Here is a 23,761-nt window from a genome sequence, read left to right on the forward strand (position 1 = left end):
CGCCTTTTTTATTTTGGGAGCGAAAGACTAGGCCTTTTTTGCAATCCCTTTTCCTGCTGTCCGTTTCAATCTGTCATTGCGAGCTTGCGCGGCAATCTCACATTGCTAGGATTTCCTCTCCCATCAGGGCTATGAACAAAGTCATTTTCCCTTTTGGAATCGTCTCCAATAAAAAAAGCCACCTCGTTATCTGTAACGAGATGGCCTTTTAATTATAAATCTTCGATTGATTATCGCTTCATCGAGAAGTGAGCCTTAAATAACTTATCAGCACCATTCTCTTTGTATTTAACGGTAAACCAGTAATCCGTAGATGGTAAAGTCTGTCCGTTGAAAGTTCCATCCCATCCTGCTCCCGAAGGAACGATTTGTTTCAGCAACTTACCGTAACGGTCGTAAATATGAATTTCAGAATTCGGCTGATCATCGCTTAATGACCAGATATTCCATGTATCATTATACCCGTCACCATTCGGTGTAAAGTAACGCGGATAACCAATAGTCAGGATATCGCTAAGAACAATATCCGTACATCCATGTGTATCATGAATTGTTACTGTATGTGTACCTGGTAACACATTAATAAATACATTACTTGTCTGGAACGCTCCTCCGTCTAAACTGTACAAATACGTTCCGTTTCCTACTACAGTTACCGTGATAGCCTGGGTATCTGCAAAGTAATTCGTAACTACAGCTGAAGCACTTTGTGCAGGATTAGACTCCTCCACATTAATGTCAAAAACAGCATCACAACCCGTACTCGAGTTCATTATTGAAACGGTATACACACCTGCCTGAGTAGCTTCATAAGAACTGCTCGTTGCAATAACAGTATTCATATCGTTATTATAGAACCATTGGAAACTATAGCTTGCCGCACTTAAACCGGTATCCATAATATATCCTGAAATCAATGCTCCGGTTACATTATCTGTACAGACAAAACCAGGAGGTATGTTAATTTTAGGCGTTGGATTTACCACAATAACAACCGGTACCGTTTGTCCGGAACAACCATTATATATTGGTGTAACGTTATAAGTAACTGTTCCAGGGGTGTCACCTGAAGCTGTCAGAGTCTGATCTATCGGAATACCTGCTCCCGGAGTAGTTTCCGTTCCGCTGCCATCGGAAGCCCCGGTAACTCCATTTTGAACGACGGTCCATGAGATTGAAGTTCCAGAAATATTAGGCGTAACAATAATTCCTGACGGATCACCACTACAAATCTCTTGCGGAGCTCCGATCCCAAACACTTCCGGTGTTGGGTTAACTGTCACGGTAACCGTAACCGGAGTACCAGTACATCCGTTAACCGTTGGGGTAATTGTATAGACAACCGTACCTTGAGACAAACTAATCGTAGTTAAAGTTTGGGAGATAATATTTCCCGAACCTGATGCCGCTCCAGACACGCCGACAGGTGCTACAGTCCAATCGAAAGTAGTTCCAGGAATATTACTATTCAACTCTATATTGGTAGTCTCTCCCGAACACAATGTATCTGAATTCGGGCTCGGTAAAGCAGTAGGATAAGGATAAACTGTAACCGTTACTGTTTCAGTCGTACTTTGACAACCTGCATTAGTTGCTATGATGGTATAGATTACCTGTCCGATTTGTGTACCTGCAGCTGTCAAAGTCTGGTTGATTGATGATCCTGTTCCGGCTGATGCTCCGGTTACTCCCGATGTCTGAGTAACATTCCAACTAAAAGTTGCGGTAGGGATTGAACTCGTCATTGTAATATTCGTTGGATTACCCGAACAGATTGTCTGCTGAGTAACATTCACGAAAACCACCGGAACCGGCGATATCGTTACAGTTACGTCGATTGGTGTTCCAACACAACTTCCTACAGCCGGCGTGATAGTATAAGTAACTGTTCCCACTGTATTTCCGGTTGTAAGCACTTGAGAAATGATACTTCCGCTTCCGTTAGTAGCTCCGGATGCCCCTCCAGTTTGAGTAACAGTCCATGAGAAAGTGGTATTCGGTACCGTTCCTGTCAATTGAATTCCACTAGACTGGCCCGAACATAATGATTGTGATGTCGGATTAGCTGCTACTGTAGGTGTTTGCACCACTGTTACAGTTGCTGTACCTGATACTGTCTCAACACAGTTTGGCACCGTTCCCGCAGTTACATTAACCAAAGCGTAAGTCGTATCGGCAGTTAAGCTACCTGTACTAACCGTAGCAGAACCACTTGCATTAAGGAGCACTGTCTGAGTTGTCCCCCCATTAATTGTATAACCTACAGTTGCTCCCGGAGTTCCGGAGAACGAAATTGTAGCCGATTGATTAAAACATACCGATGTTGAACCTGAAATTGAAGCTGTCGGTTGTGGCGCGATATTTACAACAGCTTGTTGCGTTAATGGCGTCGTACATCCCGTTCCGGCACTAACACTCACTAACTGATATGTGGTTTGTACCGACAAAGCTGCAGTTGGAAAATTTGCTATCCCTGTTGCCGGTAAAACAACAGAAGCAGCTGTTCCGTTAACTGTATAGTTAACCGTTGCACCCGCTGATCCGCTGATTTCAATAATAGCTGTTGATCCGCTACAAATAGTAGACGGTCCTACAATCGCAATGCTAGCTGTCGGTGATGACAATACATTTACAACCTCTGTATCTGTACATCCGTTGATGTCGGTATAAGTAATTGTCGCAGTACCCACATTAACTCCTGTAACAACTCCTGCCGGGGTGATTGTAGCTACAGTTGAATTAGATGTCGACCATGCGTTTGGTGATAACGGAGGATTTGTAGCTGATAATGTCGTAGTCGCACCGATACAAGTTGCTAATGTTCCCGATATTGTCGGTAAAGCATTAACGGTTATCGTTACCTTGTCCGAACAACCATTGCTATTTGTATAAGTAATATCAGAAGTACCCGGATTAACTCCTAAAACATTTCCTGCTGAATCGACTGTAGCTACATTAGTATTAGATGATATCCAAGGATCAATAGCGGCAGCTGTTGGTGAACCAATAAATTGTGTTGTTCCTCCAACACAAATTCCCAATGATCCTCCTGTAATTGTAGGTAACGGGTTAACTGTTAGTGTAGTACTAGAAGGATTATTTACAGTTCCATTACAAATCAATGCATTATTACTATCTAAAGTTTTAACCCCTACTAAAGTATAAACTAGTGTGTTTGAAGGCGTGTCTGTAAATTGGTAATTACCGGCAGCATCTAGCAAACCAGATTGTATTGGTCCGCCGCCTATCGTGTAATCAACCGTTGCTCCCGGAGTACCGGTAAAAGCAACCGTGACATTTTCGCCGGCACAAATCTGCGAGGGGGATACAGACATTGTTGCTTGCGGCACCGGGTAAACCACCAGATTAAAGGTGGTTATGATATAACATTTAGTAATGGTATTATACACTTTGGCATAAACTACCTCCGGATTCGTGACATTCCCGTAGAACACCGGCAATTGAAGACCACCAGGATAAAAACTATCATTATTAACATCATCAACCGCATTAACATATGAAGGGTAAAATCTGACTGCAGTATTTGCCTCCGTACATATCTTGGGTATATGTGTATTAAGTTGAAAAACACCTGTACCAGTAGTTGAGCAGGTAGCCATATCAGGAACAGGAGTTTGGACTAAAGTTGGCGATTTTGGAAACGCACCAGTCCCGAGCGTTGCACTTCCAATCCAATTAAGCGTGAAACCAGTATCAGTAGAATACGGCCTGTCGATAGCGATGTAATAGGTTTCACCCACTAAAACTGTCAGCCATTGTACATAGGCTAAATTATTACCTCCACTACCAGACCAAGCAAAATTACTAGGTGTACTACCATTCATACCTGTAATGTTGTTTGGTAAATTAGCTTCATCAGGATTAGTTGCATTACATCGGATCGGCGTACCTAAACCGGTACCGCAAGTTCTGTTTGGTCCGTAAACAAAAAAATCGTAATCACCAGTAAGAAGATCAGGATTATTTGGAATTAAATCAAACCCCAAGGTACCCGCCTGCGCAATAGTAATTTTCAGCCAAAGAGAATTGTGCTCACGACCAGGACCGCATCCGGCAACTTCAAACGCATTTCCAGAACCATCGGTATTAGTAATAAAACTACCGTTACCACATACCGGAATTGCATTAACACAATCGTTGGGCTCGACTTGTCCAAAAACGACATTTCCAAAAATAAATACTAAAAATAGTACTAAAATCTTTTTCATTATATCAGGTTTATTTAAGAGCAAAAGCTAATTCCTGTTTTCAGCAGGAATTAGCTATTGTTTTGGGGTTTTATTTTAAACTCTCAATGCAAGTGTAACGACATTGAGGCGTAAAGATTGTAAACATTTTGTTAAATTTTATTATTTCTTTACAATCATAAATTCTGAGCGTCTGTTTTGAGCGTGCTGCTCATCTGTACAACCAGAACCACAAGCCACTTTAGGAACGGTACTTCCGTATCCTTTACCGCTTACGCGATTTCTTGAAATTCCTTTTGAAATCAGATATTCAACAGTCGATTGAGCGCGTTGCCCGGACAGTTTTAAGTTGTATGACGCACTACCTTTAGAGTCGGTGTGGGATTTTACAAAAATCACCATCGACGGGTTGTCCTTCATCACTTTAACTAACTTGTCCAATTCACTGGCACCTTCCGGTGTTATGTTACTTTTGTTATAATCGAAATAAACATTGTTTAAAATTACCTCAGTATCAGTAACAATTACTTCAACTGGCATTAACTGTGCTTCCACGACTGACTGACCCGATTTGATTTTATCAATTGGGAAAGTTGCCGTTTCAAAATTATCGGCTTTAACCTGGAAAGTATAATTGGTTTCACATTCAACCTCATAACCAACTCTTCCTCTTGCATCTGTTTGTCTTGTTTCGATAACATTGCCTTTGGCATCTAAAATCGCTACCGAAGCATTTGCAAGAACAGCACCTGTTTTCTTATTGGTTACTGCAGCAATTGCCTCAGCTTTGCATACTTCCTTGGCACCATAAATAGCATCAGAACCATTTCTGTCGGAAGAAAAATAACCAACATTGGCTGATTTATTATAACTGAAAGCGAAATCATCTTTTTCAGTATTTACCGGTTTTCCAACATTTTGAGGTTGCTCAGATTTGTTTAAATCCATTCTGAAAATATCTAAACCTCCAAAACCTTGTTTCCCTGAAGAAGCGAAATACAATACGTTGTTTTCAGTAATAAAAGGGAAGTTTTCTTTTCCGGCAGTATTAACAGCAGGTCCCAAATTCTGAGGAGTACCGCTGGTATTTCCGTCAACCGAAACTTTCCAGATATCCGATTCCCCTAAGCCATCCGGCATATTAGATGCAAAGTATAATGTCTTTCCATCATTGCTCAAGCTTGGATTGGTCACTGAATAATTTGCACTGTTAAATGGCAACGCTGTAATATTTGTCCATTTCCCGTTTACTTTCTCGGCTCTGTACAAACCTTGTTGTGCAATTTTCGTGTTGCTTTTTTTATTCTTTTCGAATTGCCCCACGCTGTGTCCGTCTCTTGCAAAAAACATTACATTTCCGTCTTTGCTTACAGTAACCGGACCATCATGATAAGGAGTATTCAATTCCTTCACAGCAACCGGCTCTGAAAAAGTACCGTCTGCATTACGGGTTGTCTGGAAAATATCCAGATATGGCTGGTTAGCCCATTTGTCCTTTTTCCCGCCTGAATTTCTTGTACTTACAAAATATAAGGTGTTATCGTTTGCAAGCACCGCACCGAAATCGCTGCCGCCTTTGCCACTGATTGCTATCTCAGAAACGTCAAACATCTTGTCTTTTTTGGTTAGGCTCGGAATATAATTCGGATTCGCTTTGTGTTCTTTAGCTCTCGAATCAGAAGGCATTAACGCCGCAAAAGCATCCATTTGCTTGTTGGCTTCTTCATATTTCCCTAAAGCTTTTAGAGTCTGTGCATAACGGAAATAAGTTTCAGCATCTGCTTTGCCTTCAACTGCTTTGCCATACCATTTTGCAGCCTCAGCCGTATTATTGATATTGTAATAGCAATCTCCTAGTTGTTTGGCAACATAAGGAGTAGCAGTATCTTTATCCGTAAGCTTCAAATATTCTTCAATAGCGTTTACGTACTGATAACTTTCAAAATACTGATCGGCTTTTTTAGACTGTTTGTCCTGAGCATACCCCGTGGTCATCAATAACAACAAGCCTATTTGTATATAAATTCTTTTCATTTTATAGCTTCTTTTGATTAGAAATATCTTGGTGATATTGATGTCTTTTTAGGGAAATTCAAGTCAAATAACAACATAAATTCGTGTGACGATTTAGTTGTTGCATCCAAATCTGAAACGATATGATCATATGCATAACCAAGTCGTATTGACGGTGTGATACGGTAATTTACCATCGCACCAAACGAGTCCTCAAGTCTGTAGGTAGCTCCTGCTTCGAACTTCTCAAAGAACAAAAAGTTAGCCGACAAGTCAAAAGATGTTGGAGCGCTGAAAGCCGATTTCAACATAAATGAAGGCTTGAATTTTGTGTTTTCTGATAATTGAAACACATATCCTCCCGTTAAGAAGTAATGCTGCGTTTCACTACCAAATTTGTATTCATCTCCGTCCACATGCAAATCAAGATGTTTAGCATCTAACATATTAGGTACAGAGAATGATACGTAATATTTATCAGTGTAATAGAAAATTCCACTACCAATATTGAAATAGGTATTGTTAACGTTTTCACTGAATGCAACGTCTCCCCCATCAGGAACATATCCGTTTCCGATATCACTGTAGAGACCTACATTATGAAAAGTAACTCCTGATTTTAATCCGAAAGCCAAACGATGTTCGCCTCCTAAATTTAATGTATAAGCGAAATCCCCATAAACATTAGTTTCTTCAACCGGCCCGATTTTATCTGAAATCACAGATAATCCTAAACCAACATTTTTACCAACCGGACTGCTCGCGGCGAATGTCAGGGTTTGTGGAGCCCCTTCCACATTAACCCATTGGTCTCTGTATAAGACCCCAATAGCCAAATTCTCTTTGGAACCGGCATATGCTGGATTAACCACATTCATGTTATACATATATTGTGTGTAATGCGGGTCTTGCTGTGCTTGCATGTCTGTGGTAATTGCTCCCAACAGAAGAATAGCAAAATAAATTTTTTTCATTTTCAGCTTGTATTGCTTTAATAATTACAGTCTGCCCACTTTAGCAGGCAGACTGATTTTATTTGTTATTAATATTGTCTGTTGATGTATACCCAACCGGTAACGGTAGTGTTATCAGCTTTCTGGATACTGTAGAAATAAGTACCGTCAGGTAATTTCTCTCCGTCATTTGACTGTCCGTACCACTGATCTTCATATCCTTCTCCGTAAGAATATACTTCTACACCATAACGGTTAAAGATGGCAACCTTTTTAACACCCAGATCTCTAAGGACAAAAGTATCATTATCACCATCGTCATTTGGAGAAATACCTCTTGGAATATTTGGACAAGGCCCTTCGTATTGAAGTTTTACAATAGCTGATGATCCTTCTTTATTACATCCATTTACTCTCTCGTCTATTGTATATATAATTTCATACTCTCCAGGTGTACTAGTAGAAAGATCGATAGCTCCTGTTGCAGGGTTTATAGTCAATCCAGCAGGTGTAGCCAAGAAAGTTCCGCCTGTTGTAAATTCTTCTTCATCAACTAGTAAAACAGGATTGTTTACTGTTCCACAGTACTTAGTATCGTCATATTTGAAACCAACTTTCGGATCATACAAATCGTTTACGATAACCTCGATTGGAGTTCTGACTCCAATACATCCTTGAGGGTTAACTACTGAAACGTAGTACGTTGTTGTACCTACTGTAGCAGTTGATGGAACTGGAGCATCAACATCTCCAGTACCTCCTACAGCATCCGTAAACCATAATAACGTAAAGCCGTCTGGCGCAGTTGCTGTTAAAGGTGCAGATGGTCCATCCAAACAATAATTAACCGGTGACGTTACAGCAGCCACTTCTGGGATACCTAAATAAGTAACCGTAAATGGTTTTTCACAGTAACGAGTTTTCCAGAAATAAGTGTACACACCCGGTGTATTGTATCCTGAAATAGTCGTTGTCTGACTTTGAGGTGTCTCAATTACAGTAACAGCCGGGTTGTTTGTATCCGCAATCCACTCTCCTGTTCCTTCACCTGTAACGCTAACCGAAGTCTGGTCACAAGTTAATGTTGGGTCAGCCGTAACAATATCAGTATTAAGAACAAATTTGGCAGCATCTAACATATGCCCAATTCCATTATTTTTTGTTCTGAAGATAAATCTTGTCACAGGTTGTCCAACAGGTATTGTATAACTTCCCGTTCTTAAACTCCAAACCATTGAAGCTGTAAAATGCTCGGTTAGCTTTGTAAACGGACCTGATGGCGGTCCTGCCCACAATTCTATAGTTGTTCCATTTACGCCACTTCTAGTTGCTGAAGCAAAACTATATTTCACCTTTTGGATTTCAGCCGGTGTTTCGATATCCGTATAGGTTCCTTTGATAGGACCGTTAGGATCCCATGTATTGGCCGGATCTTGAATTACTTGAATACTTTGGGCTCCTTCATAAGGAGTTACCGCACCAGGGCCTGATCCTTCGTGGAAGAATATTGTATCAGCATCCGTATTCGTTCTCCATCCCGGAACCACTGACGTTTCTGCAATCGTGCTAACACTTGTTACAAACTGCATTGGTAATTTTTCAAAACTGTAATTGAAATTACTAACATCACAAGTATTTTCCGGAGTGCTTACACAAATATTAAACATCTTATCAGTACTATTTGTCTGATTGAGCTTAACTCGTACTTTATAAGTAGTACCAACAGTCAGCTCAGTAGAATACATTGTAGTTAACGAGTTGTTTTCGCTACACGCTTTCTCAACAAGAGAGCCATCTCCTTGCACTTCATATAAAGATAATATAACATTAGGCCAAACTCCCACGGCTGCGTTCGTCCACCAGCTGCCCGGAGTCCAATTGCTTAATTCCACCGTGTGAATTTTCGAAGTTGCCACGAATTGATACCAAATATCTCCTCCGTTTGCTCCTGCGCAAGACGTCGGTTCAGTAGAAGGTTTCACACCTTTGAAAGATGCTTTTGTTCCTGTAGACGTACAAGTACCGTTTGTATTCACCGGAAGAACTATTGCAGTTTGCGGCTCATCATTTCTAACGAATACTTTCGGTCCTGTCCAGTAACTCTTATTTGTATCACCACAAACCGTTCTTACGAAGAATTCATAAGTTCCATCCAAAGGAACAATGAAATCCGTAGCTGTCGGAAGATAACTTGCAGTACCGGTTACAGTAACACCCGATTGCGGAATTCCGCCCAGACCTAACGGCTGTACGAAAACCTCCCATTGTGTTTCTGAACCACCCGGAGTCCATGAAAGCACACCTAAATCACTAACTGCAAGGTTAGTAGGCTGTACACATGTAACCGTTGTACAGTTCGAAACTGCTGTATAAATATTGGTATTCATAGTATGTTGACCAAGCGTAGTGTTAAAAACCTGAGCACCGGTATAATCTTTTACCGTTACCGTCGCATTTGGCCATGAATTTACGGTAGCACTACCATTAAGTCTCCAAAACAAGTTAAATTCAATTCCTCTACATACAGATATCTGATAATCTAAAACTGTAGGCTGGCCTGGCGCAACAGTAGGGAAAACAAGTGATTGATATACTACTCCGTTTTGAACAACATCTATGGCTGATAGTGCCTGAGATCCTCCTCCGTTTGTTAACGAAACCGTGTATGTACATAAATTTGAAGTATCACATTTAGTAAGCAACTCAAATGGGCCAACCCACGTGCTTTGTGAAGTAGTGCTACAAACTGCTCTCACATAGAATTGGTAATGCGTTGACGGCGTAAGTCCTGTTAATGTATAAGGATGCGTCGTTGCTGTACGTAAATATTGCGGTTGTGTATTTCCTACCGGAGCCGGAGTACCGAAAGGCTGTACTGAAATTTCCCATGAAGTTTCAGAACCTACCGGCGTCCAGTTGAGTACCGATGTAGTATCAAAAGTAGTATTAGCAGCAGCAGTCACGTTGATTACAGGCGGACATGCTGGAATATTCTCAATACTTACATTATCGATAACTACATATGATCCTCTATAACCTTCAGGACCTGGTGTCCCTGGCGGCACTTGAAATGCTATGTTAATATTGGTAGGAGCTGTAATAGTGGTAAGGTTGATTATCAATTCCCTTACGTCCGTATTATTTATGGTTCCGGTAACGTCCGTATCATAAAGAGTGGTCGTAAACTGAGAGATATCAGCACCGTTTGTCGAAAGTTTAACTTTTAAATCATTTCCAATTACAGGCTCATAGTGACTTTTGTAATAAACACGTAATCTTTGATTTGGCTGTACTGTTATTGTTGGAGAAATTAACCAATCATTACTGTTTCCGTTTGTAAAACAACTCAAAGTTGCCGATTGTCCTCCAAAAATAGGATTCACCGGGAAATTCATATCCCATTCATTTCCATCTAAATTACTGTTTACAGTTGACCAACAAGATTCTGTTGGTGAATTTGTTTCAAACGTTTCAACGAATGGTGATGATAGTACATTACATGCGGTTTTAAATGCAAATGGACCAACCCACGCGCTTTGATCAGAACCACAAATAGCTTTAACATAATACTCATAAGTTGTATTTGCAGTCAAGCCCGTTGCATTATAAGTCGGATTTGTACTAACCACCGTTCCTGAACCTGTCGGTGTTCCTGAACCCGGACTCTGAATCGCAATTTCCCATTGTGTTTCCTGATATCCCTTCGTCCAGCTCAAAGTAGCAGTCGTTGTTGTAATATTAGATGCCGTTAACACAGAAGGATTGGGACAAGGAGAAGCGTCATCAATACTGAAATCATCAATATAAAGTACTCCAGTATTAGCTGGCTGTACTATAGTTGACGGAACGTGGAATGCAAAGTAAGCAGGTCCTGTTCCGGTAAAAATCACAAAATCCTCCACGAACTCACCATTCGTAATATCATGAGAAGGAATCAATACCGTTGGGTTGCTCATGTCCGGCGAAGCCGACATTAAAACCTCAAAATTAGCTCTTTGTTCAGGTGTAAAGATACTAGAACTCGCTTTACACTTAAACTTCAGCATTTTTGTCCCCACTGCGTTTACCTGAGCAGTTATCAGGTAATCGTCAAAATTCTCAAAAGGAGTAAAAGGAAGATCTCTGGCTTGGATAAATGCCTGTGTACCATCTATAGTCCACTGGGATCTGCCACCATCATTATTTCTGTTATCAACCTTCCAACAGAACTTTTTAGTAGTCACATCGGTATCATTCAAACTTTCATAATATGGTACAGGTAGGGCGTCACACAATGTGTTGAATCTTACTGGTCCTACCCAAACACTCTTCGTAACATCATCACAATACGTTCTGATATAGTATTCATAACGGGTAGAAGCTGTTAAACCATTTTTCAAAAACGGATTATTGGTAACCCTTTCTCCGTTTCCTGTAGGAACACCAGAGTTTAAAGGCTGTACGGCAATTTCCCACTCCGAGTTATTAATACCGGGTGTCCAGAAAAACTGCGCTTGATTTTGAGTTATCGAGCCAGCCGTTACACCTGGATATTGTGGTGGCGAACATGCCGGTAAATCTTCGATAGTTACATCATCAACATAGAAATTCGTTGATGTTTGAGGATGACCCGGTTCTACGTGCCATGCGATGCTGATATCACCAACTATATTTGCCGGGATAGCTATAATTTTTTCAACCCAGTTGTTTCCTGTTTCATACGTAGCAAGTGGCAATAGTATAGTAGTAAAACTAGGTGCCCCTACTCCTGTTGTAGAAATTTTAACTGAGAAGGAAGATTCTCCTAATACATATCCTGTACTGTTGGTATACCCTCCAAATCCTTTAAATTTGAATCGAAGTTGTTTTTGAACAACCCCATCCAAACGAACCTGAGGCGATATTAACATATCATTTGTTTGCGTACCTGAATTAAATGTATTAAGTCTCGCAAGATTACCTTGCGGTGCTCCCGGTGCAGCATCTCCTGAATAAACGAACTGTGTACCATCACCATTTAAATCCAATATTGTCCAACATGGCTCCGGATTAGTGGAAGTTGCCGTGTTAAAGTCTGTAGAATATGGTGTTGGGAAAAAATTACATAGTGTTCTGAACGGGAATGCATTACTCCACGCTCCCGGTGTACCACTACATACTGATCTTACATAAAAATTATAGGCAGTATTTGGTGTAAGCGAGCCAACCAAATTATTTACGTTAGTGTTGGTTGATGTTAAAACATCCCCAGCAATCGGAGGTCCCGCCGAAGCCAATTTTGCAATATATTGCCAGTTACTCACTAAATTCTGTGGGTTACCCCATGAGAATCTTGCGCTGGTTTGCGCTAAGTTATCATAAGAAATTCCTGCCGGAATAGAACAAGAAGGCTGTGATAATGTGAAGGTGAAACAAATACTTGCTCCTGGCTGAGAAGCATTATATTGATAAGGCGAAGAAATTACAAAATAGTACGTCTGTCCCGCCTGTAAATACACGTTAGGAATCTGCCCTTGCGTTCCATTATTGGAAGTACTGCCTACTGCTAGCCCCCCTAAACAGTTCGCTGTGGTACCGATACCGGTACAACTGTCGAAAATAAAAACACTTGCCAAGCTGTTAAAACATCCTGAAGCTGTGTTAACGGTCGTAGACAAACCTACGTTAACCAACCCCGAAGTCGTTGGCGTATAAGCTAAAAAGGCATGATCCCCTAACAACAAGTTCTGAGTCTGACCCACAGGCTGACAACTTAACCCCTGGGAATTCATCGGTGTATAATTTGCCGCCGGGTGGAACGAACTTAAGTTCGAACTTAAAACATAGGGTCCCGGTGACGTGGAAGTCGGTGGAATAACTATTGGTGTACTACAATCTAAACCTAATCTGGCTGTTTTAACAGGGAAAGGACCAGCCCATTCACTTGCTGTAGTAGCATCACAAATTGTTTTGATGTATACATCGTAATCAGTACCATCTGTTAAACCTGAAAATGTATGTGAAAATCCATTAACCGCTATACCAGAAGGGGCATTACCCGTTCCACGCGGAACGATCTGAATTTCAAAGTTATTTGCTGTAGCATGCGACCAGGTGACTAGACCACCAGTCGCGGTCATGGCAGAATTAATTCCTGTTACTTTTGCACAGCTTGTGATTACTCTGACATTATCTATAAACCACGAATCTCCAACGGTATCAGTAGTTCCATCCTGATTCGTGATTGCAACAAAAGCAAGAAAAACCGGTATACCGGCAGGGAGTGAAGCAACCGGAACTATTTTTTCTTCATAAGTAGTCGGACTTGTATTTAAATCGGCTTCTGTCCAGGTTTTCAGCGTTACGTTGAAACTGCTGATATCTGGCTGAAGTGCAGTAGACAATCTTAATTCATAAGTTGTACCTCTATCACTAGTAAACCCTTGTTTTGTAAAAAATCTGATTTCAGTTGCGTTAGGTAGGTTAAATTGAGGAGTTATAAAAAAATACTCCGCCCTTGTACCTGTAGTTGTATTTAAAGCAGGATTTACCACTGCCCCAGGTGTAGCCTGATAACCTCCCGTTGGTGTTGTCGGTCCCCAGTTATTAATAACCGTCTGGTTACTGGCTTTTCCCCAAGTTCCAGGAATTCCGCTGTTAAAATTTTCTAGAGGTAAACCCTGCGCAGAAGCTGAACTTGAAAATAATCCAAATGTTAGTATCATAAGAATACTTATTTCAAAGTTCTTTCTTGAAGAAAGGAAAAACTTTGAAATAAACATCCAGCATGATATAGCTGACTCTTTTTGCATTTTTTCTGAATTTTATTTGTTAAATGTATTCTATGCCGAAATACTTAAATTGAAAAAAAAGTAAGGCAATCACACTGATTGCCTTACTTGGCATTACTTATTATCTTTTAATCACTTTAAAGAAATCTACATGATCTTCCGAATAAACTTTAACTAAGTACGTCGACGACGCAAATCCGCCAAAATTCATTTGAACATTATTTGTAGTAGTATCTAAAGCTTTTAATTGCTGACCTAATAAATTGTATACCTCTATTCTGGTTATTACATCTTTTGCCGTAATGGTCAATTGATCGTTAACCGGATTCGGGAAGTATTTCAATTCAGCAATTTTGAAATCCTCAGTGCTTAAACAAGTACCTCCTGCTGTAATTCCAGTTCTTGGGCCTTCGCAACCGCTAATAGTTTGAGACACATAATACGTTGTGCCTAAAACAGCAGGTGTTGTCGTTGGAATAGTAAAACCTAAAGCCGAATCAGCATACCATGTTAATCCGCTAGCAGTAGCTGATCCGCCATTTACAATGAAATCAGCAATTGTTTTTGTAGCACAAGCATCTTGTGTAGCCGCTGCAGTTGGAGCCTGAGTATTTACCACAGTTGCAGTAACCGGAACTCTAAGCGCCTCACAAACTTCTTCATACGTTAAATTATGGAAAACGTTTGTAGTATTATCAGTTACAACAATTGCATCATTAAGTCCAGAAACATTACCTGTCAATCTGATAGGTCCGTTTGTAGACGGATAATCTATCACTCCAGTACTGTTTCCTAACGTATTGTTTGCTGCAACTAAACCATTAGTAACCACTAATCTATAATCTTTACCAACCGGAATAGTATAGTTAAGTGTCACAACCTGAGATACAGAGCCCATAGTTCCTGTATTAAGTGTCGGAGTGAAAGTTACCTGATTAGTTCCTGAAACAACATTACCGTTAGCATCAAATAATCCTACTGTAATTGGTGTAAGAGACGCAGTATTTTTAGGGTAAACTGTTACTGTTTTTAATTCAAAAGTATTAACAGCATCAAACGAAATACCTTTATAAACGGCACTAGAAGCTGCAGTACCACCAAACGCTGCAGTATTTGCAGAACCATTAGATGATACAGAACCAGATGCTACATAATAAGTAGTAGTTTGAGACACAGTAGGCGTGAAATTTGTTCCCTCATTTACCAGGTTTCCACCTGTTGGAGCATCATACCAATTTAAAATTGCACTTCCTGCAGCTGATAAATTAGCTGTACCGCCTGTACACATTGAAGTACCTGTAACAGTAACAGATGAAGCCACAGTTGTAACAGCAACCGGTGTTGAAGTACCTGAACTTCCAGAACAAGTTACAATACACTGGTATGAAGTATTTGCTGTAGGTGTAGCCACATAAGTTGCTGCAGTAGCACCAGCGATGTTAGTCATAGGTCCTGCATTAACAGAACTTTGCCATTGGTAAGTTACCAAAGCTCCTGTTGTAGGAGTTGTTAAACTTAACGTAACAGATTGTCCTGCACAAACTGAAGAAGAAGAAGCTACAGTAGCACCTGGAGTTGGAGTTCCTGTACAAGCAGGACCTTCAGCGTATGCAAAGTTTCCTAAGAAACCACCTGTCTGATTAGTAGCCAATACGATAGAAGGAAATGCTGGAATAGAGAAGTGAGCAGCATCAAAAGTTGTTGCAGAAGCAGGAGTTGAAACGATATCATACGTTCCATTCTCAGTAGCTGAATGCACAATAATATTTGAAGCAGTAACAACAGGACTTGAAGACGCTAACCTCACGTTATAACCTGTAAAAGTTCCAGCTGAACCAACTCTTGTCACTTTCCATCTGTTTGCACTTAAATTAGAAACGTTAGTTGCATTTACAGTACCTGAATTGGTATCGAAAGCCTCAGCCATTAATTCAACACCTCCTGTTGAAGCAATAAGTATCGGAAGGTACTTACCATTTTTACCTAGAGGGAATAATTTGGATTGAGTCATAGTAGCCGAGCTCATGTTTGCATGCACAGCAGGACCATCAATATATGAAGTGGCACTACCACCCGAAAAAGTACCACTTGTAGGAGTACTTGCAGTAACATCAGGGTTTCCTACATAAATAGGATATGCTGCTGAAGTGTGAACGATCCCATTGGTTAATATCACGCCACTTAGTAATCTGAAGTTAGGAACACTGATTGTAACACCCTGAGCACTTGTATTGTTTACTTGCAAACTCGGGAATGACCCATTGGTTATACCAGGAGTTAAAGCCCACTGATTAGTGGCAAATACACCCGAACCAGAAATAGTCTGAGGAAGTGCAGTTGGCACGGCAACTCCGTTAATAAAGTTTCCTAAGTATAATAGTGTACTTCCAGAAGGGAAATTAATAGTACCGTTATTTACGATGTTACCTCCCACATAAACCGTTGCATTGGAAAACGTTTTCTTGAAAACACTGCCGGCCGTAACCGTGAATGCATTCTGAACGTTCATGTTGTATTGATTATTAACATTGTTACTGCTAACGTTCATAAATCTATCTGCACCATTAGGAGCATTATTAACAATTAGATTCCCTAAAGAGAATAACCCTCCTGCAGCCTGGAACTGACAGTTAAAACCGTTAGTCATCAAAGATGAGCTATGAGTTGAAACACCATCCCCTATTTGTAACGTATGGTTCAGTCCTGTAGCATAATTATTTGGCGAAGCATAAATAAACGAACCACTGGATTGTGCGTTAGACACATGGAAATCCATCACTAAAGGAGAAGGAGCCCCTGCCTGAATCGGTTCTGATAAAGTTAATTTAGCACCTGTAACATCAGTTAAAAAAGTACCTGGTTTTATACCTGACCCTGAAACATTCATACCTGCTACAATATTCGGATTTACAGCTGTTAAAGTTACAGTGGACGCTCCTGGGTTTACCCCGGCAATAGTTATTGGCTGCTGCGCTGTAATAGGCGATGTACCTAAATCTGAAACCGCCGCTGATAAGGTTACCTTACCTACAAAGTTTGTTCCAAGACCATTAAACGCTAAAGCAGTAATCTTTGCCCCTACAGGAATACCAGTTCCGGAAACTGACTGTCCAACTGATAAATTTGCATTCGCTGCGCTTGGCTCAATTACAACACCAAACAATCCATTTGCCATAGAAGAATAGGAAATTGGAGTGCCTGCAGCAATTGCTCCAGTAGCTGGTCTATCCAATGTTAATGTAATTGCAGGCGGACTTCCTACACCCCCAACAGAAACTGTTTGAATTTTCGTTCCCGGAACAATATTAGCGTGTCCGGACACTACCTGCCCAGCTTCAAAAATGTTATACGTTCCTGTTATGTTGATCGTGTTAAGAGTAGCTGCACCAATAGTTCCGTTAACCGAAAAAGTACCTGCTGCACCAGCTGTATTAACATTAAAACTCGAAATTGATGTACCTGTAATTGGAGTACCAATATTTACAAGTGGGTCAACAATCGTAATTTTTCCTCCTGTCAAATCCAGGTTAGATGTTTCAATTTTACAAGAAGCACCTCCAAAAGCAACAGAAGTTGCAGGGTTACCATTATCATTACTGTCAATCACTATATCCCCACCCGTTTGGTTGAAGAAACTTCCGTTTTTATGAGCAACAAAACCGTTCACTTTTAAATTACCGGCAATCATAGCATGTGTACCGTTGTTGATGAAAGCAGCATTATTAAGGTTGTTTGCACAATTACCTACTGTCATTGTACTGGTACCTGCATTGTTAGTCAATGTACCACCTTTTGCGATAATTACACCTGCAGCATTAGCTGTAGCCGATACCGTAACATTATGACCGCTAGCGATAGTTACTACATTGCTACAAGTCGGAACAACACCTCCAACCCATGTTGAAGTACTGTTCCAGTTACCAGATGTAAGAGAAGTAATTCCTGTAGCTGTATCCAAGCTAGATGCGTTACTAACTCCAACATATAAAGGAGCTGTAGTTAAATCTGCCACAGTTAAACCGTTTCTGAAGATAAATGGCTGAGCTGTTCCGTCCTGATGCGTACCAGGCATTGCAGTTGTAAGATACATCAATCTTGAAGTACCGTCGATAGCTTCATAAGCTCCGTTTGCATATATACCAACTCTATTAGTCGGTGTTGTAGCGTTAGGCACATAAATTAAAGCCGGACCAGATGGCACAGCGTTACTGTTCGGAGTTGAGAATGCCCAATTTCCGTCATATCTTTTATTAATAGTATAACCACCATCTGCAACAGAAAGGCTTCCTGTCACAGTGTTTGCATTAGTATATGTAATAGCAACCTCACCGTTAGTAGCTGGATTAGCATCCGCCAAGAAATACACTGATCTGTCTGAACCACTCGTACCATTAATAAATGGATACCAAAATGCCTTAGCATTATTATCTGTTCCAGGATATTCTGTACCTGGCTGCACAAGTTTTGTACTTCCTGAACTCATAAATCTGGATACTGTACCGCTTATAAAACCAGAACCCGGAGCAATATTCATATTATTACTGCTTATAGAACCGAAGTTTCCAATAACAAATCTTTTTCCGGAAGAAACACTTATTCTACCACTGGTTAAAGTTATAGACGTTCTAAGTCTAACTCCATCAGCATTCCACACAACGTTCGGTGTTGCAGTAGAGGTATTGGTAACTTCAAGCTGATTTAAAACACCGTCCACGTTAGAAAAAGTGTTTACACCTGCTGCAGATCCACCTACGAAACCGCCCGTGGCAACAGTTATTGTTTGAAGAGTAGAACCATTAAGCGTTAAACGACCTTGTAAAGCGGTAGAACCACCAACACTACTGTCAAATCTGGCTGTTGTACCTACATTTAAATTACGTCCTAATTTTAAGTACTTACCATTGGCACCATCATGATTATTAAATCTTGATCCGCCGGCAGAAAGAGTCAAATCCCGAGCAACAGTAAATTCATCCATTATATTGCTCGTAGCAAATTGTACTAAGGTATTCGTTCCCGACAAGAACAAAGCATCAGCTCCAGAATATCTTGAGTCTATCATAACCACCTCGCCATCATCATTAAGAACTGCAGTATCGGCAGGGGTCGGTACATTTCCACCTTCCCAAGTGCCAGGCTGTGACCAAAGTCCGGAATGAGCACAATTAATTTCTTCAGGTACTCTTGAGACAAGTGAAATATTATCAATAGCCGCCGGAGGAACTGTTCCTGCCGTCGTACCATTAGTCCATACGAAAATCAATCGGAAAGGAGTCCCTGCGAAAGATTTAGGAATAAATGCTGTATTTTTAGTAGTAGCGACCTGTGTAGCTGAATTGAACGAAATCAACGTAGCACCCGGCCATGAAACACCATAAGCCATAGGTCCTGTCACCTGAGTATTGGTACCCGCCACTGGTTGTGTAATAGGGGCCACCCATACTTGCCATCCAGCACCGAAAGTCGGAGCAGATTTCACATCAAAAGTCAGTGTCATTGCATTTTGAATAGAAGGAACGTTTGTGATATCTCTGTAGAAATAAACCGTTCTGTTCCCTGAGTAACCTCCATAAGAATTGGTAACACCATTATCATTGGTTACATAAGCAGCATTACCTGAGATTCCAGATCCAGTTGCTGAAAATGATAACGTTTGTGCAGTGGCAAACGCGGCACTATTGATAGAAGCTTTTGACAATCCTAATGCAGTACCATTAATACTCGCTACATAGGTATCAGCTCCAATAAAACCGGCAACAGGGGCAATTAACATCCCCACAGAAATATTTGGATTTGCTGCGGCTAAAGTAATTGAATACGTATTAGCAGCAATAGAAGCTGTAGTCATCTGTGATGTTGCCACACTGATACCGCCTCCTGAAGTTTTCCCAAAACCTAAAGTAACTGTACCTAAAGTAGCAGTTGCGTTTTGAGATAAAGTTAAAGTTGTACCGGCTATACTAGCCACGAAAGTATTGGCAGGAATATTATCTCCATAAACAATCATACCCTGAAGGATGTTTGCATTGGCAGCGGTCAGCGTTACATCTGTCGAACCATTGGTGATTGCTCCCACTGATGTGGTTCCTGAGGCAGCAGTTCCAACGGCCCACTTGATGGGACCGGTCCCCTCGTTGGCAACTGTCCATCCATTTGCCGCGAAAGTGTTTCCGGAATTAAATCCTCCCTCTGCGGCGGGATTGATTATCGTAGTTTGTTGAGCAAACGAATTGTTTGAAAAACAAAAAAGCGATAATGCGACAACCGTTCCATGGAGGAGTCGGTTTTCTTTTTTTAAGCCAAAGTAATCAAATACTTTGCCGAGTCGTAATTTTTTTTGCATAATCATACATTTTGGTTTAAATGTTAAAGACGTGAAATTATATATTACATACATATATAATAATAGCAATTCTTTCAAAATTCGGTAATTTTGAAACTCTAAAATACAAAACAAAGCCTTCAACAACAATGTAATACAAAAAAAATCGACGAGAGTTAACTTTTTCTGGTTTTATAGCATCTTCACACAATTTTGTAGTCCTTTTTAGGCATTCCTTTGGGCTTTTGTAGGATATTGATTGGTAAAAAAAGCAGACGGGATTTCAAAGAAAGTAAGAAAGCTGATTTCTTCAGAAGATTGAAACAGCCACTCCTGTAGTATAATTTTGAGAAATAAAAATAACAAGCCTTAACCTGTTATGCAACAAGAGGTCTTTATTAATTATAGAAATTCAGAAGATAAAAGCAGCCGATTGAAGTCCTTTTTCGGCACCCGAAAAGAATAAAACGCCTAAGCCCTATTTTGATCCTGGAGCATCTTTTCGCCCTGCAGGTTTTTAATCATTTCTTCTAGTTCCACAATGTTTCTTTTTGCTTTCCTGGTCGAAACCAGAAAGAAAAACATCAGGAACATTAAAATGAAAATAACAACTATTATACGATACACATAACCCGGAATCTCACTTTTAAACCTGTTTTCATTTTCCTTTTCAATTGCATTGAGGGAGTCGCTGGCCGATTTTCGTTCGCGTTCCATCACCTCATTTTGAATCTCCAGGAATTTCAAATGGTATTTTTTATATTGGTCCCAATCATTAACCGCTAGATAATTCTCAGACAAACCTTTATAGATTTCCTGATTCAGGATCAAATCATCGACACTGCTCGAAATTGATTGCGCCTCATGTAATAAAGAAATGGCTTGATTATACTTTCCCTCGATGGTATATACCTGTGCCAGTCCTTTTTGGGCAAATGCCTGCAAACTGTTCGCCTTCATCATCTTTGCATAAGTTATCGACTCCAGAAAGCTCTTTGTGGCTGATGCATTATTAGACATCATCAAATAACAGTTTCCTTTATTATACTTTGCAATACTGATCACATTGGCATGGCCTTTTAAATCTTTGGATTTAAGAATTTCATTAATTCCTCTGTCAAAAAAGTTAATAGCGATGGCACAGTTTAATTTTTCTTTATAGATAAAACCTCTCACTACATAATTAATCCCAAGACTAACAAGAACAGAATCCCGCTTGGAATACTCCAAACACAGCTTTTCCGCCTGATCAAGGTACTGAATCGCCTTATCGTAAATTTTCAACTGATGATATTGAATCCCTGTTTTGGTAACGATAGATATTTTCAGGCGTTTATTCTTTGTCTTAGGCAAAAGCTCATTGGCCTTAATAACATATTCCAGTGATTTCTGATAATCCCTCTTTGAAGAATAACCATCCGAAATCAATTTATAAATAAGGATTTTAATGTCAACATCATTTCCATTTCCCGCTTCTTTCAAAAGTTGCTTTCCAGTTGCAATCACTCTATCGGGATTCTTATACATCTCGGAAGAACTCTGTCTAATGATACTGTCCAATCGTTTAACATCAGTATCCTGAGCATTAGATTTCAAACCTAACAACAATAACCCTATGATAAGGAAACCCGAAAAAAATATTTGGATGCTATGTTTCATGGATTCTGATTTTAAGAAGGGACACTGTTTTCCTTTTCGTTTTTCAAAAGTTCTATAAAGGTTACAGGCGCTAACCCTGTTATGGATTTAAAAACCGTTGCAAAACTGCTGTGAGAAGAGAATCCGCTGGCTTCCGCAAGATAACTTATCTTGTAATTCATATAATTAGGATCCGATTTTAACTTCTCCACAATATAGTTGATGCGTAACTTATTAATGTAGGTATTAAAATTCACCTGATAGTGCTTATTGATTACTTCCGAAAGGTATTTGATGTTAGTGTCAAACTGCCCGGCCAAAAGAGCAAGCGACATATCGTTGTTGACAAAACGCGTTGAGTTTTCGAATCGTTTCAATTTATTCAACAACAGCTGTTCTGTCTCCTCAGGAATAGAGCTTTTTTTGGATGGTTCTTTTTTAACCGCTTCTTTCTTTTCCGGTTGACGCAAGACAAGATTACTTCTGGTGATTTCAAGATAACTGATAATCTCCTTCAAACGTTTCTGATCCCATTGAAAACGGAACCAAAACCCCGCTGAAATCAATACCGCGATTATAAACACGCCTAATATCAGATAAAAACCGCGAAAGTACCCCTCCCGTTTAGCCTGATACATATTTTCATAATCTTTAGTGATTAAATTATAAGCCGTATTAAGCGATTCCTGTCCGATGTTTTCAATCTCTGCATTAGTGTTAAGGAAATCTGTATTATAAAATTTATAATTTGCCTTATCATTTAAAACTATATAATTGTCAATGAGATTTCGATTTATGTCTCTTAACAAATAAATATTATTTAAATCCTTTGCCGTTTTCAGAGCCTTAAGTAGTTGTGGTACCGCCAGATTATGGGCTTTCTTATGAAAATTCACATTGGCCAGCCCCATTAAAGCGAAGGCTTCTGCATAACTGTTTTTGTCTTTACCTTTTGCTGAAAGCTGATGTGCCCTATTAAAATTCCGGTACCCTTTTTCAAAGTCATTTAAACCCAGATAAACGCGGCCTTTCGAAAGGGAGAACCATAAATCAAAATAAGGATACTGTTTGGAGGCTTCATCAATCTGATTGGCATTTTTATCAATCATTTCCATGGCTCCCTTGAAGTTTTGCCTATCTGCCTGGACTCCTATTTTCTCAAGAAGTATCAAAGCGCGACAATATTTTTTTTCGTTTTCGTCGCTCATGGAAGCAAGCATATTCTCTGCTCCCTCAAAATATTTCTGAGCCTGGCTGTCAAGATACAATTTCTGTAATATTTCAGATTTTGCGACAGTCGCTTTTATAAATGTAAAAGTTTCTGCGCCGGTATTTTGTTCATTCACTTCAAACAAATGAACAAGCGCTTTGCTGTAATCTCCCTTTACTTTGTATATTTCGGCTATCAGTAAATTAATCTGGCTTTTTTCCGTTTCCGATGTGGTTTTCGACAAAAGGTGCTGTGCGATCTTCAGCGCTTCATCCGGCTTACTGTAAACCAATGATTCCGACTCCTTAAACAGCAGCGGTTCGTCGATAGTATTTTGTGCTCCGACAGTTATTGAGAAAAATACTGCGCTGGCAACAAGGACAACAAAAAAATTAAACGGAACACGGAAATACCTCATTAGCCTTTTGGTTCGTATTTAGTTTCAAGTATTATTACTAACTCACACTTATTATTTGCAAATTTATCATTTATAAAAACGCAATCAACACCTTGTTAAAAGTAGGGATATAATGTCGAAATTACTGCATTTTTAAAATCTTTCTTTTGCTTTTCTCGTGTTTTTACCATATAGATACACAATTTGTTTCAAAAATAAAAATACAGCAGCATTTTAACAATTATTGCCGGTGTCATTTTTTAACACAATA

Annotated in this window: 7 protein-coding genes; all 7 read right to left on the minus strand. The window is 39.9% G+C overall.

Annotated elements, in window-relative coordinates:
- Positions 1-230 precede the first annotated feature (230 nt).
- The gene (locus LZF87_RS13435; protein WP_244339730.1) at positions 231-4,229 is read right to left on the minus strand and encodes a T9SS type B sorting domain-containing protein; all 3,999 of its coding nucleotides are present in this window, start codon (positions 4,227-4,229) and stop codon (positions 231-233) included.
- Positions 4,230-4,370: 141 nt separating this feature from the next.
- Positions 4,371-6,242, minus strand: coding sequence for an OmpA family protein (locus LZF87_RS13440; RefSeq protein ID WP_244339732.1), 1,872 nt, complete (start codon positions 6,240-6,242; stop codon positions 4,371-4,373).
- A 17-nt stretch (positions 6,243-6,259) separates the two neighbouring features.
- Positions 6,260-7,195 carry a PorP/SprF family type IX secretion system membrane protein gene (locus tag LZF87_RS13445; RefSeq protein WP_244339734.1) on the minus strand — a complete coding sequence of 312 codons (936 nt, stop codon included), beginning with the start codon at positions 7,193-7,195 and terminating at the stop codon, positions 6,260-6,262.
- 68 nt (positions 7,196-7,263) lie between these two features.
- Positions 7,264-13,857 (minus strand): choice-of-anchor J domain-containing protein, encoded by a 6,594-nt coding sequence (locus LZF87_RS13450; RefSeq protein ID WP_244339736.1) that lies wholly within the window; start codon positions 13,855-13,857, stop codon positions 7,264-7,266.
- A gap of 187 nt (positions 13,858-14,044) precedes the next feature.
- Positions 14,045-20,266 (minus strand): T9SS type A sorting domain-containing protein, encoded by a 6,222-nt coding sequence (locus LZF87_RS13455; RefSeq protein ID WP_244339738.1) that lies wholly within the window; start codon positions 20,264-20,266, stop codon positions 14,045-14,047.
- Positions 20,267-20,716: 450 nt separating this feature from the next.
- Entirely contained in the window at positions 20,717-21,904 is a 1,188-nt protein-coding gene (locus LZF87_RS13460; RefSeq protein ID WP_244339740.1) for a tetratricopeptide repeat protein, read from the minus strand.
- 11 nt (positions 21,905-21,915) lie between these two features.
- On the minus strand, positions 21,916-23,511 hold the full coding sequence (locus LZF87_RS13465; protein ID WP_244339742.1) for a helix-turn-helix domain-containing protein: 1,596 nt from the start codon (positions 23,509-23,511) through the stop codon (positions 21,916-21,918).
- Positions 23,512-23,761: the final 250 nt, after the last annotated feature.

The sequence above is a fragment of the Flavobacterium enshiense genome, from assembly GCF_022836875.1.
In the GTDB taxonomy this organism is placed as follows: domain Bacteria; phylum Bacteroidota; class Bacteroidia; order Flavobacteriales; family Flavobacteriaceae; genus Flavobacterium; species Flavobacterium enshiense_A.